The sequence below is a fragment of the Actinoplanes lutulentus genome (assembly GCF_003259845.1).
Classification (GTDB): Bacteria; Actinomycetota; Actinomycetes; order Mycobacteriales; family Micromonosporaceae; genus Actinoplanes; species Actinoplanes lutulentus.
In genome coordinates this window covers 340,026-352,699 of sequence record NZ_QLMJ01000003.1, presented here as the reverse complement: position 1 = coordinate 352,699, position 12,674 = coordinate 340,026, and the positions used below count along the sequence as shown (strand labels likewise).

The following is a 12,674-nucleotide window of genomic DNA, read 5'->3' as shown; positions in this document are numbered from 1 at the left end:
ACCTTACGCGGCAGGAGCCTCTGACACTGTCCGCCGGAGCTCGGGGAAGCCCTGTTCCCACGCACGGCGTAGTTCCGGCGGGAGCCAGATCGATGGCCATAGCCTTTCCAGGACCGTCCGATCAAGAAAGCTGTGGAGATCGTCCGGTTTGGTGGCCTCGATCAGGACCGTGCGGTAGAGGTCGACGATCCGGCCAGGGCTGTCGAGGTCGTAGTCGGCCGCGCCGGACCAGTCGAGGTGACGCGGCAGGGTTATGACTCCGGTCGTCCGTCCCCGCAACAGGTTGAGATCGTCCGCGACGACGATGGGTTTGGCGTATCGGCGCATCTCCAGCCACCTCCTTCTCCCCCATCGTCACACGGGACGGACTCCGGAGAGGCGCCCGTCCCGTGCTGTCGGATCAGTTGGTCCGAGCGACACCGATCGGGCAGGTCATCCCGTTCGGTCCGTGGTTGCAGTACCCGTTGGGGTTTTTATCACTTGAAAGGTACTGCTGGTGGTAGTCCTCGGCGTAGTAGTACTTCGTCAGCGGCTTGATCTCGGTGGTGATGGCGCCGTGGCCGGCTGCTGTCACCACCGGCTGGAAGGCCTCCCGCGACGACTGCGCCACGGACGCCTGCGCCTCGGTGGTCGTGTAGATCGCCGACCGGTACTGGGTGCCCCGGTCGTTGCCCTGGCGCATGCCCTGGGTCGGGTCGTGGTTCTCCCAGAACGCCTTCAGCAGATCCTCGTACGAGATCTTGCTGGGGTCGTAGACGACCTGGACCGCCTCGGTGTGCCCGGTGGTGCCGGAGCAGGTCTCCTCATAGGTGGGGTTGGTGGTGAAGCCTCCGGCGTAGCCGGCTGAGGTCGAGTGGACCCCCGGCAGCTGCCAGAAGATGCGCTCCACGCCCCAGAAACAGCCCATCCCGAAGACGGCGGTCTCGTACCCGGCCGGCCAGGGGCCCTTCATCGGGGTGCCCAGCACGGTGTGGGTCGACGCGACCTGGATCTCGGCGTCGCGGCCCGGCAGGGCGGAGTCGGCGGTGGGCAGGTCGAGCTTCTTGAACCGCAGGAACACGGTTACTCCCTTCGTCCACCTTCTGCAACGTCGAGAGACCGATATTCATTACCAACTTTGGAAGCGAAAGAACCCGCCTCGTCATCGCTCGCGTACTTGTGGCGCGGCCAGAAAAACCCACGCAGACCATCACCCTTGGTACGCGGGACGACGTGGCTGTGCAGGTGCGGCACCGACTGGGAGACGATGTTGTTCATCGCGACGAAGGTGCCCTGACTGCCGAGCGCGGCGGGAACGGCGACGGAGAGCAGCTGAACAAACCGGAAGTACCCGGGTATCTCGGAGGCCGGCAAATCAGCCAGCTGCACCACGTGTGCCCGTGGAACAACCAGGACGTGACCCTTGAAAACCGGGCGAATGTCCAGGAAAGCCACCCCGGCCGGGACCGAGGCGACAATGAATGCCGGGACGGTGCCCGCCACGATGCCACAGAACACGCAGTCCGCCACCACGTGAGACTAGCCTTGCGCTACATGACGGCTAACCAGTACGGGTTCGACACCCTTGCCATCCACGCCGGCCAGGATCCGGATCCGCGGACCGGCGCGGTAGTGCCACCGATCTACCAGACCAGCACGTACGCCCAGGACGCCGTCGGCGCCCCTCGCCTGGGTTACGAGTACAGCCGATCCAGCAACCCGACCAGGGACGCGCTCCAGGAGTGCCTCGCGGCGATCGAGGGCGGACGGCGCGGGCTCGCTTTCGCGAGCGGTCTCGCGGCCGAGGACACCCTCTTGCGTACGGTCTGCCGGCCGGGCGACCACGTCGTGATCCCGAACGACGCGTACGGCGGCACGTACCGCCTCTTCGCGAAGGTCGCGGAGCGGTGGGGCCTCGACTGGACCGCCGTGCCGCTGGACGACATCGACGCGGTGCGTGCCGCGTTCCGGCCCGGCCACACCCGGCTGATCTGGGCCGAGACGCCGACCAACCCGTTGCTCAACATCGCCGACATCCCGCTGCTGGCGGGCCTGGCGCACGAGTACGACGCGCTGCTCGCCGTGGACAACACGTTCGCCTCGCCGTACCTGCAGCAGCCGCTCGCCCTCGGCGCCGACGTGGTGATCCACTCGACGACCAAGTACATCGGCGGGCACTCCGACGTGGTGGGCGGCGCGCTGATCACCGCGGACACCGGGTTCGGTGACGAGCTGGCCTTCCACCAGAACGCCATGGGCGGCGTGAACGGCCCCTTCGACGCGTGGCTCACCCTTCGAGGGATCAAGACCCTTGGGGTACGCATGGACCGCCACTGTGACAACGCGGAGCGGATCGCCGGTTACCTGAGCGAGCACCGTGCCGTGTCCCAGGTCCTCTACCCGGGTCTGGACACGCACCCCGGGCACGAGGTCGCGGCCAAGCAGATGAGCCGGTTCGGCGGCATGGTGTCGTTCCGCGCGGCCGGCGGTGCGGAGAAGGCGATCGAGATCTGCAACCGGGCGAAGCTCTTCGTGCTCGCGGAGTCGCTCGGTGGAGTCGAATCGCTCATTGAGCACCCGGGACAGATGACACATCTGTCGGCTGCGGGCTCAGCGCTTGAAGTTCCCGCCGATCTCGTGCGACTGTCTGTCGGCATCGAAACCGTTGACGATCTGCTCGCCGACCTCGAGCAGGCACTCGGATAAGACCGACGCTGGAGAATCTGCGCGATGACGACGACCTGGGTGGGAGCGACCGCCAAACAGATCGCACGTGCGGTGCGCCGCGGCGACGCGAGTGCCACCCAGGTCGTTGCCGACCATCTGGAACAGATCGCCATCTCCGATCCGGAGCTGGGCGCGTTCCGGGTGGTTCGTGGCGTCGAGGCGATCACCGAGGCGGAAAAGGTTGACGACCAGGAGGACCTGGCGAACCTTCCGCTGGCCGGTGTGCCGGTGGCGGTCAAGGAGAACACCGCTGTGGCCGGGCTTCCGACGTGGCACGGCAGCGCTGCTGCGCGTACCCCTGAGGTGGCTGAAGAGGACCACGAAGTGGTCCGGAGGCTGCGCGGAGCCGGCGCCGTCGTGGTCGGGGTGACCAAAATGCCGGAGATGGGTCTCTGGGCGACCAGCGACGACGCGAGCGGCGCCGCTCGCAACCCGTGGGACCTGGAGCGGACCCCTGGCGGATCGTCCGGTGGCTCGGCGGCCGCGGTGGCGGCCGGGCTCGTGCCGATCGCGCAGGGCAACGACGGACTCGGCTCGATCCGGATCCCGGCGGCCTGCTGCGGCCTGGTCGGGCTCAAGCCGGGCCGTGGCGTGGTGCCTGTCGACTTCGGTGACAAGGACTGGTTCGGCCTGGTCGAGAACGGCGTGCTGACCAGCACGGTCGCCGACGCCGCCCTGGGCTTCTCGGTGCTGGCCGGGCTGACCCCGCAGACGCTGAAGGAGCCGGGCCGGCTGCGGGTCGGCATCTCGCTGCGCTCACCGGTCGCCGGCGTGAAACCGGATGAGCCGAACGTCGGCGCGGTCACCACGGCCTCGAAACTGCTCACCGCGGCGGGACACGACACGGTCACCGCCGACCCGACGTACCCGGCGGGTGTGGCGCTCGGGGTGCTCGCCACCTGGTTCGCCGGCGCTTATGTGAACTCGGAAGGGTTGCCGGTCGAGGACCTGCAGCCGCGTACCCGGCGGCACATCGCGCTCGGCAAGGCCGCGATGCGGGCCGGTCTGGTCCGCCAGTCGCAGCGGGACGCGTGGCGCGAGCGGTGCATCCGGTTCTTCGCCGACCGCTCGATCGACCTGCTGCTCACCCCGGCGCTGGCCACCGCGCCGCCGCCCGCGGTGCTGTACTCGGGCATCTCCTGGTGGAAGAACATGCAGGCCAACGCGGCGTACGCGCCGTACCAGGCACCGTGGAACTACTCCGGTCTGCCGGCGATCGTGGTGCCGGTCGGTTCCCGGCCGGACGGGCTGCCGCTCGCGGTCCAGCTCGTGGGCCCGCCGGACTCGGAGATGCTGTTGCTCGCGGTGGCCGGGCAGTTCGAACTTCAGAACCCCTGGCAGCGGCAGAACCTGGTCTGAGAGGGCAGTGGCACGATTGGTGCCCATGACCGCACCACTGGACCTGCTCTCCCTCTCCGACGTCGAAGCCGCCCGCGAACTGCTGGCCGACGTGGCCAAGACGACGCCGCTGATCACCTCCCGGCCGCTCACCGAGATCACCGGGGTTCCGGTCTGGCTCAAGTGTGAGAACCAGCAGCGTGCCGGGTCGTACAAGGTGCGCGGCGCGTACACCCGGATCGCCCGGCTCTCCGATGACGAGCGCGCCTGCGGCGTGGTCGCCGCCTCCGCCGGCAACCACGCGCAGGGTGTGGCGCTCGCGGCGGGCCTGCTCGGCACCCGGGCCACGGTCTTCATGCCGGAGGGCGCGCCGCTGCCCAAGGTCTCGGCCACCAAGGGGTACGGCGCGGCGGTCGAGTACGCCGGGACCAGCGTGGACGACGCCTTGGAAGCGGCACACGACTTCGCCCGCAGCACCGGTGCGATCCTGATCCACCCGTTCGACCACCCCGACGTGATCGCCGGCCAGGGCACGGTGGCGCTGGAGATCCTGGAACAGTGCCCGGACGCCGCCACGATCATCACGGCGGTCGGCGGCGGCGGATTGATCTCCGGCATCGCGGTGGCGGCCAAGGCGCTGCGCCCGGACATCCGGGTGATCGGGGTCCAGGCCAGTGGCGCGGCCGCGTACCCTCCCTCGCTTGCCGCCGGCGCGCCGCAGAAGCTTGCGGCAGGCGCGACGATCGCGGACGGCATCGCCGTCCTGCGTCCCGGCGACCTCACGTTCGCGCACGTCGAGAAGCTGGTCGACGAGGTCGTCACGGTCTCCGACGAGGATCTGTCGGCGGCTCTGCTGATCCTGCTGGAACGCCACAAGACCGTGGTGGAACCGGCCGGTGCGGCGGCTGTCGCGGCCCTGCTGACCGGGGCATATGTGCCTCCGCGCGGCGGGCCGGTGGTGGCGATCCTCTCCGGCGGCAACATCGACCCGATGCTGCTGCTCCGGGTGATCGAGCACGGGCTGGCGTCGGCCGGGCGGTTCCTGCGGCTCGCGGTGCGCTGCGCGGACCGGCCGGGGCAGCTGGCCCGGCTGCTGGGGGAGATCGCCGAGCAGCGGGCGAACATCGTCGACGTCTCGCACTCCCGGCAGAGCCCCCGGCTCAGCTTCGGCGAGGTGGAGGTGGCGCTCTCGGTCGAGACCCGCGGGCCGGCCCACTCGTCGGCGCTGATCAGCGCCCTGCGCGACGCGGGTTACCGAGTGGCCCTGCTGGCCGACGCCACTCCCTGACCGCCGTTGCGGACAGAAATGGGCTCGCGGCAGGAGGAATCCCGCCGCGAGCCCGATGAAGCGTGTAGGGGTTTTTAACCCTCGAAGGCGCCGAACTTGACGACGGTGACCTTGATGTCGGCGCCGCTGGGGGCCGTGTAGGTCACGGTCTGGCCGGAGCGGGCGCCCAGGATCGACTTGCCGAGGGCCGACTCCGGGCTGTACACGGTGAGGTCGGTCGTGGAGGAGATCTCGCGCGAGCCGAGCAGGAACGTCTCGGTGTCGGCCTGGTCGTCGTCGAAGTAGATGGTGACGACCGAGCCGGGCGTGACGGAGTCGGCGACCTGGGCCTCGCCCACCTCGGAGTTGCGCAGGAACTCCTTGAGGTACAGGATCCGGCCCTCCTCGCGGCTCTGCTCCTCGCGGGCCGCGTGGTAGCCACCGTTCTCGCGGAGGTCGCCCTCTTCGCGCCGAGCGTTGATCTCCGCGGCTATAGCGGGCCGGTTGGCGATCAACTCGTCGAGCTCGGCCTGGAGCCGGTCGTAAGCGTCCTGGGAGAGCCAGGTCTTCGGCGCCTCGGAACTGGGCACGGTCGATCTCCTTGCTGGTACTGGGCAGTTCTTGAGAGAACTGGGCAGGGTCAGGACACACCGCGAGAAAAGCAGCATGTTCAACGCAGCGAATCACCAAGCTTACCAGCGGTATGCGCGCCGCCCGGAAGGTGAAATCGCGTCAGCTTGTGGATCAACCGCCGGCGCGGCAGCCCATCACGTCGCCCACGGAAGCCTGCGCGGTGGTCGGCACCGACTCGCTGACCTCGGCCGAGCCGCCACCGGGCGGAGCCTGCACGACGACCTCGCGGCGGCCGACCTCGAAGCCGTCGTAGTCGCGGGCCCGCAGCATGCAGCTGGCACTGCCGTCGTCCGGCAGCAGGACCCGGAACTGGATGACCAGCTCGGTGGGCGTCGGGTCGCTCCAGCCGATGATCTGCGGGTCGTAATCGCCCTCGCCGAACTTGTTGTAGTACTGCAGCGACAGGGCCACCACACCGATGCCGAACAGCACGGTGACGAGGATCGGCAGCCAGCGGCGGCGTGAACCTTCCCGGCGGCGGCCGTAACGGCCTGCGGGGAAGACCGGCGCTGTGGCGTGCGTCTCGCTCACCTGACGACCTCTCGTGCGTTTGTTGTCGGTGGGATCGGCCAGAATGGCAGAGTCCATCTTCGCAGCCGATCCTGGGCCGCCGTCGGCAGGCCTGGTCGAGAGGGTAATAACGTGGCCGAGCAGTTGCGCCTGATGACCGTGCACGCCCACCCCGACGACGAGTCGAGCAAGGGCGCCGCCACCATGGCGAAATACGTCGCCGAGGGGGTCCAGGTTCTCGTCGCGACCTGTACCGGCGGAGAGCGCGGCAGCGTGCTCAACCCGAAGATGGACCGGCCCGAGGTGCTCGCGGACATCGCCAACATCCGCCGAGCCGAGATGGTGAAAGCGCGCGAGATCCTCGGCGTCGACCAGGCCTGGCTCGGCTTCGTCGACTCCGGGCTGCCCGAGGGTGACCCGCTGCCGCCGCTGCCCGATGGCTGCTTCGGCCTCCAGGACCCGCACGAGGCGGCCAAGCCGCTGATCAAGCTGATCCGCGAGTTCCGGCCGCAGGTCATGACGACGTACGACGAGAACGGCGGGTACCCGCACCCCGACCACATCATGTGCCACAAGGTGTCGGTGATCGCCTTCGACGCGGCCGGCGACCCGGGGCTCTACCCGGAGCTGGGCGAGCCGTGGCAGCCGTCGAAGCTGTACTACAACTCCGGCTGGACCCGGGCGCGGATGCTGGCGCTGCACGAGGGGATGCTGGCGGCGGGGCTGGAGTCGCCGTACACGGAGTGGCTGGAGAAAGCGTCCGACCGGCAGGACCGCGGCGACAAGCTCACCACCCGGATCGAGTGCGGTGATTACTTCTCGATCCGGGACGACGCGCTGCGCGCCCACGCCACCCAGGTCGACCCGGACGGGTTCTGGTTCAAGATCCCGCTGGAGCTGCAGCAGAAGGTGTGGCCGACCGAGGACTTCGAGCTGGCGCGCTCCCTGGTGGACAGCCCGATTCCGGAGTCCGACCTGTTCGCGGGCATCCGGGAGAAAGTCGACGCCCACTGAGGCAGTACGCTGAGGCTGTGGACGTCTTCGCTGTCAACAACTTCGGTGACACCCGTTCGGGCGGCTTGGCCGGACCGATGGGGCTGTTCCTCATCGTCCTCATGTGTGTCGCCACGGTTCTGCTGATCCGCAACATGAACAAGCGCATTCGTCGGCTTCCCGACAGTTTCTCGCCTCCGGTCGATCGCGAACGTGTGGCGGAGATCGCCCGTCTCGATGCTGATCTCGAGCGTTCCGGCGCCGCGGCCGCGAGCGACGTCGAAGCGGGTCGATCGGCTGCTCCGGTGACCTTGGAGGAACCCGAGGTGGCGGGCGTGGACGACGAGAAACGTGACACCACCTCAGGTGGCGGAGCGGCCCGCGCCTGACGGCGCGGGCACCCGGCGCCGACCCGGTGGTGTCGACCCGTCCGGGCCGAGTGTGCCGGTCTCGGGTCCGTCAAGCCCTGTTGCGTTCATCGGTATTGATTTAGCCTTCCGCCGGGGGCCATACGGCCCCTGGACCCTGCGCGGAAGGGGGCGCCGAGATGACACCTTTCCGGCGCGAACTCTCCGCGAAGCATCTGCACGTGCATCTTCCTGTGCACGCGCTGTGTGGGACTGTCTCGTGACCGCCGAGCAGTTCCACAACCCCTCGTGGCTGGCCCGCCCGCGTCCGGTGCGCCTGCTGACCGTCGCCGTCGTGGTGGCCGCCATCGCCGCCGTCGTGCTCGGCGTCCTGCAGCCGGTGAGCCGCCCGGCCGGCCGGCCGCTCTCCGCCGTCGACGGCATCTGCGTCGCGGCCGTCCTCGCGGCCATCGCGCAGCTGGCCGGCCTCCGGTTCCGTCTCGGACCGGACGCGGTCTCGGTCAGCTGGGCCGAAGCGGCCGTGGTGGTCGGCTTCGTCGTGGCGCCGGCCGGCTGGCTGCCCGCCGCGACCCTGGCCGGCACCGGAGCCGCCTGGCTGCTGCTCGCCTGGTTCACCGGCCTGCGCAACGTGGCCGAGATCGTCCACCTGGTCGCTTCGATGACCCTCGGCGTCGCCGGCGCCGCCCTGGTCACCTCGCTGCTGGCCGGCGACGCCCCGATCGGCGGCGCTCGGCTGCCACTCGCCCTGGTCGCCGGCGCCGCCACCTACCTGCTGATCACGTTCGGCCTGGTCGTGCTCACGCTGGTGCTGCATCGCGACGCCGCGCCGGGCCGGATCGCCACCCGGGTTCTCTACGCCAAGCTGCCGATGTCCGTCGGCAACGTGCTGGTCGGGCTCGGCGTGGTCTTCGCCCTGGTCCGTGAGCCGCTCTGGCTGCTCGCCTTCGGGCCCGCGCTCTGGCTGCTGCACCGGACGTACCGGTTCCACCTGCGTGCCGCCGAGGAACGCCGGATGTGGGAGGCCTTCGCGACCGCCACCGCCCGTCTTCCCGGCGCCAGTGAGGCCGAGGTGGCCCGGGCCGGGCTGCGCGGCGCCCTGGACGTCTTCGGGGCCCGCCGCGCCGAGCTGGAGGTGCGGCTCGGCAGCGGCCACCGGCGGTACTCGCAGGACGGCCCCGGGCAGAACGACACCACCGCCGCCCGATCCGGGCCGGCCATCACCCGCAGCATGGCGGTCGCCGGGCACCCGGTCGGTGAGCTCACCGTCTGGCTCGGCGAGCCCAGCATGCCGGTGCCGCAGGACGAGGCGGCCATCGTGGCGTACGGGGAAGCGCTGGCCGGGGCGTTGCACGACGCCGCCGCGCACCAGCGGATCGCCGAGCTGGACGCCCGCGCCGCGCACGATCGGGTGCATGACCGGCTCACCGGGCTGATCAACCGGTCCGCCTTCGCCGACCAGGGCGACCTGCTGCTGCGCTCGGTCGACCGGGGTCAGCACGTCGCCCTGCTGCTGCTCGACGTGGTGGACTTCCGCGAGGTCAACCGCACTCTCGGGCACCGCGGCGGCGACGAGGTGCTGCGGCTGGTCGCGGAACGGCTCACCGAGCTGGCCCGGCCGCTTGAGCTGGTCGCGCGTACCGGGGACGACGAGTTCGCGCTGCTGCTCCCGGCAATGGCCGCGCTCGGCGAGCCGGCCGGGCGGGTGGGTGGCTCGATGCCGCCGGCCCTGCGCCGGGCCCGGGAACTGGTCGAGCAGCTTCGGCTGCCGATGGAGGTCGCCGGGGTACGCCTCGCCGTCGAGGTGACCGTCGGTGTCGTGGCCGAGCAGCCGGGCCGGATCGAGGTGAGCGAGCTGCTCCGGCGGGCCTCGCTCGCGGTCGGCCGGGCCAAGGAGCTGGGTCTCACCGTCGGGACGTACGACAGCAGTCAGGACGCCAGCAGCACCGACCACCTGGCGCTGCTCGCCGAGCTCCAGGACGCGTTCGCCGCCGACGACCAGATCGTGCTGCACCTGCAGCCCGCCGTCGACCTGGTGACCGCCGCGCCGACCGGTGTGGAGGCGCTGGTCCGCTGGCGGCACCCGCGCCGCGGACAGCTCTCGCCGGGCGCCTTCCTGCCCGCTGTGGAACGCAGCGAGCTGCTCATCCCGTTCACCCGGCGGGTGCTCGACCTGGCGCTCGCCGCGGCCGCCGACTGGACGGCGAACGGCATCAACATCCCGGTCTCGGTGAACGTGTCGGCGCGCAGCCTCACCGACCCGACGTTCCCGGCCCAGGTCACCGAGGCGCTGCGCCGGCATCGGACGCCGGCCTCCCGCCTCGTACTGGAGATCACCGAGTCGGTCGCGGTCAGTGAGCAGGAGGTCGTCGACGAGGTGCTGGCCCGGCTGCGTTCCTCCGGCGTGCAGATGTCGCTCGACGACTTCGGCACCGGGTTCTCGTCGCTTGCCTCGGTCACCCGGATCCCGGTCGACGAAATCAAGATCGACCGGTCGTTCGTGGACGAGATGATCGACAAGCCGGCCGCCGGCGCCGTCGTACGCGGTGCGGTCGAGCTGGGCGCGCGTCTCGGCGTCCGGGTCGTCGCCGAGGGCATCGAGACGATCGAGCAGCGGGCCGCCCTGATCGAGCTGGGCTGCCCGACCGCGCAGGGCTATCACTTCTGCAAACCGATGCCGGCCGACAAGATCGTTCAGGCGCTCACGCAGCTCATGGAGGACGCGCCGGCCCCGGTCACCCGATTGCGGGCTGACGGCGCTTCCTGAGCCGGCGTGAGAGGCTTGGCGGCATGGCCAACCGTCTCGCCGATGCCACGTCGCCCTATCTGTTGCAGCACCGGGACAACCCGGTCGACTGGTGGCAGTGGTCGGCCGAGGCGTTCGAGGAGGCGCGCCGCAGGGACGTGCCGGTGATCATCTCGGTGGGTTACGCGGCCTGTCACTGGTGTCATGTGATGGCGCACGAGTCGTTCGAGGACGCCGCGATCGCGAAGCAGATGAACGAGGGCTTCGTCTCGATCAAGGTGGACCGTGAGGAACGGCCCGACGTGGACGCCGTCTACATGACCGCGACCCAGGCGATGACCGGGCAGGGCGGCTGGCCGATGACGGTCTTCGCGACCCCGGACGGCGACCCGTTCTTCTGCGGGACCTACTTTCCGCGGGAGCGGTTCGGCAAGCTGCTCGAGTCCGTCGGCACCGCCTGGCGTGAGCAGCGTGACGACGTGCTCAAGCAGGGTGCGGCAGTCGTCGAGGCGGTCGGCGGGGCGCAGATGATCGGCGGTCCGACCGCGCCGATCTCCGCCGAGTTGCTCGCCGCCGCGGCCGCCGGGCTGGAGAAGGAGCAGGACCGGGAGCGCGGCGGTTTCGGTGGCGCGCCGAAGTTCCCGCCGCACATGAACCTGCTCTTCCTGCTGCGCCACCACGAGCGCACCGGCTCGGCCGAGGCCCTCGAGATCGTCCGGCACGCGTGCGAGCAGATGGCTCGCGGCGGCATCTACGACCAGCTGGCCGGCGGCTTCGCACGGTACGCGGTGGACGAGACCTGGACCGTGCCGCACTTCGAGAAGATGCTGTACGACAACGCCCTGCTGCTGCGGGTCTACACCCAGCTGTGGCGGCTCACCGGCGACCTGTTCGCCCGCCGGATCGCCGACGAGACGGCCGCCTTCCTGTTGCGTGACCTCGGCACCGCGTCCGGTGGCCTGGCGTCCGCGCTGGACGCCGACACCGAGGGCTCCGAGGGGCTGACGTACGCGTGGACGCCCGCTGAGCTGATCGGTGCGCTCGGCGCGGATGACGGGACCTGGGCCGCCGACCTGTTCCGTGTCACGCAAAAAGGCACCTTCGAGCACGGCTCGAGCGTCCTCGTCCTGGCCCGGGACATCGACGAGGCCGACCCGGCGATCGTCGACCGGTGGCGTGACGTGCGCTCCCGGCTGCTCGCGGCCCGTGCGCGGCGGCCCCAGCCGGCCCGCGACGACAAGGTGGTCGCCTCGTGGAACGGCCTTGCCGTCACGGCGCTCGCCGAGCACGGCGCGCTCACCGGATCGGCGGAATCCCACGACGCCGCGATCGCGCTTGCCGAGGTCCTGGCGGACCGGCACCTGGTCGGCGGCCGGCTGCGGCGGGTCTCCCGGGACGGGGTGGCGGGCGAACCGGCCGGGGTGCTTGAGGATTACGGGTGCGTGGCCGAGGGGTTCCTCGCGGTCTTCCAGGTGACCGCCGCCCCTCGGTGGCTGTCCCTGGCTCGGGAGCTGCTCGATGTCGCTCTGGCGCGGTTCGCCAGCGGGGACGGCGGGTTCTACGACACGGCCGACGACGCGGAGAAACTGCTCACCCGCCCGGCCGACCCGACCGACAACGCCACGCCGTCCGGGCTGTCGGCGCTGTGCGCGGCTTTGGTGTCGTTCGCCGCGCTGAGCGGGGAGACGGCTTATCGGGAGGCGGCCGACAAGGCGCTCGCCACTGCCGGGCCGCTGATCGGGGGACATCCGCGGTTCGCCGGATATGCGGCGGCGGTGGCCGAGGCGGCGCTGACCGGGCCGTACGAGATCGCGATCGTCACCGCGGGGCCGGTGGACGAGGATCCGCTGGTGGAAGCGGCGTGGAGGCAGGCGCCGGGCGGGACCGTGATCGTCGCGGGGGAGCCGGATCGCGAGGGTGTGGCTCTGCTGGCCGACCGGCCGCTGATCGGCGGGGCCTCGGCGGCTTACGTGTGCCGGGGCTTCGTGTGCGACCGCCCGGTCACCACTGCAGCTGACCTCACCACCCGGTTGAGCCAGGCTGAAACCCTCGTGGCGCAGTAGCTGGTCCAGCGGCATTTCCTCCGTAATTCGGTAGGAGCCGTCCGAGAGCCGGC

The 12,674-nt window shown here is 70.4% G+C and carries 12 protein-coding genes; 7 read left to right on the top strand and 5 right to left on the bottom strand.

Annotation, left to right across the window (positions count from 1 at the left end; translation table 11 throughout):
• Positions 1-3 precede the first annotated feature (3 nt).
• From B0I29_RS08570 to B0I29_RS08560, 3 genes are all read right to left on the bottom strand, one after another.
• Entirely contained in the window at positions 4-327 is a 324-nt protein-coding gene (locus B0I29_RS08570) for a hypothetical protein (RefSeq protein ID WP_111648347.1), read from the bottom strand.
• Between the two features lie 73 nt (positions 328-400).
• Complete coding sequence (gene msrA / locus B0I29_RS08565; RefSeq protein WP_111648346.1) at positions 401-1,060, bottom strand: peptide-methionine (S)-S-oxide reductase MsrA; 660 nt, start codon at positions 1,058-1,060, stop codon at positions 401-403.
• 2 nt (positions 1,061-1,062) lie between these two features.
• On the bottom strand, positions 1,063-1,509 hold the full coding sequence (locus tag B0I29_RS08560; protein WP_111648674.1) for an HIT family protein: 447 nt from the start codon (positions 1,507-1,509) through the stop codon (positions 1,063-1,065).
• A gap of 24 nt (positions 1,510-1,533) precedes the next feature.
• Between B0I29_RS08560 and B0I29_RS08555 the strand changes: the two genes are divergently transcribed.
• The 3 genes from B0I29_RS08555 to ilvA are packed head-to-tail and all read left to right on the top strand — an operon-like array spanning position 1,534 to position 5,332.
• A complete protein-coding gene (locus tag B0I29_RS08555; protein WP_111648673.1) occupies positions 1,534-2,685 on the top strand; it encodes a cystathionine gamma-synthase in 1,152 nt (383 codons plus the stop codon).
• Positions 2,686-2,709: 24 nt separating this feature from the next.
• Positions 2,710-4,065 (top strand): amidase, encoded by a 1,356-nt coding sequence (locus B0I29_RS08550; protein ID WP_111648345.1) that lies wholly within the window; start codon positions 2,710-2,712, stop codon positions 4,063-4,065.
• Positions 4,066-4,090: 25 nt separating this feature from the next.
• On the top strand, positions 4,091-5,332 hold the full coding sequence (ilvA, locus tag B0I29_RS08545) for a threonine ammonia-lyase (protein ID WP_111648344.1): 1,242 nt from the start codon (positions 4,091-4,093) through the stop codon (positions 5,330-5,332).
• A 74-nt stretch (positions 5,333-5,406) separates the two neighbouring features.
• Here ilvA and greA read toward each other — a convergent pair whose 3' ends face one another.
• Positions 5,407-5,901, bottom strand: coding sequence for a transcription elongation factor GreA (gene greA / locus B0I29_RS08540; protein WP_111648343.1), 495 nt, complete (start codon positions 5,899-5,901; stop codon positions 5,407-5,409).
• A 154-nt stretch (positions 5,902-6,055) separates the two neighbouring features.
• Entirely contained in the window at positions 6,056-6,475 is a 420-nt protein-coding gene (locus B0I29_RS08535) for a DUF4307 domain-containing protein (protein WP_111648672.1), read from the bottom strand.
• A gap of 111 nt (positions 6,476-6,586) precedes the next feature.
• Between B0I29_RS08535 and mca the strand changes: the two genes are divergently transcribed.
• The 4 genes from mca (at position 6,587) to B0I29_RS08515 (ending at position 12,621) form a co-directional block, all read left to right on the top strand.
• Positions 6,587-7,468, top strand: coding sequence for a mycothiol conjugate amidase Mca (gene mca, locus B0I29_RS08530; protein ID WP_111648342.1), 882 nt, complete (start codon positions 6,587-6,589; stop codon positions 7,466-7,468).
• Complete coding sequence (locus tag B0I29_RS08525) at positions 7,465-7,836, top strand: hypothetical protein (protein WP_375790629.1); 372 nt, start codon at positions 7,465-7,467, stop codon at positions 7,834-7,836. The genes mca and B0I29_RS08525 overlap by 4 nt, the downstream gene beginning before the upstream one ends.
• A 238-nt stretch (positions 7,837-8,074) precedes the next feature.
• Entirely contained in the window at positions 8,075-10,579 is a 2,505-nt protein-coding gene (locus B0I29_RS08520) for a putative bifunctional diguanylate cyclase/phosphodiesterase (protein ID WP_245972345.1), read from the top strand.
• 23 nt (positions 10,580-10,602) lie between these two features.
• Positions 10,603-12,621 (top strand): thioredoxin domain-containing protein, encoded by a 2,019-nt coding sequence (locus B0I29_RS08515; RefSeq protein ID WP_111648340.1) that lies wholly within the window; start codon positions 10,603-10,605, stop codon positions 12,619-12,621.
• Positions 12,622-12,674: the final 53 nt, after the last annotated feature.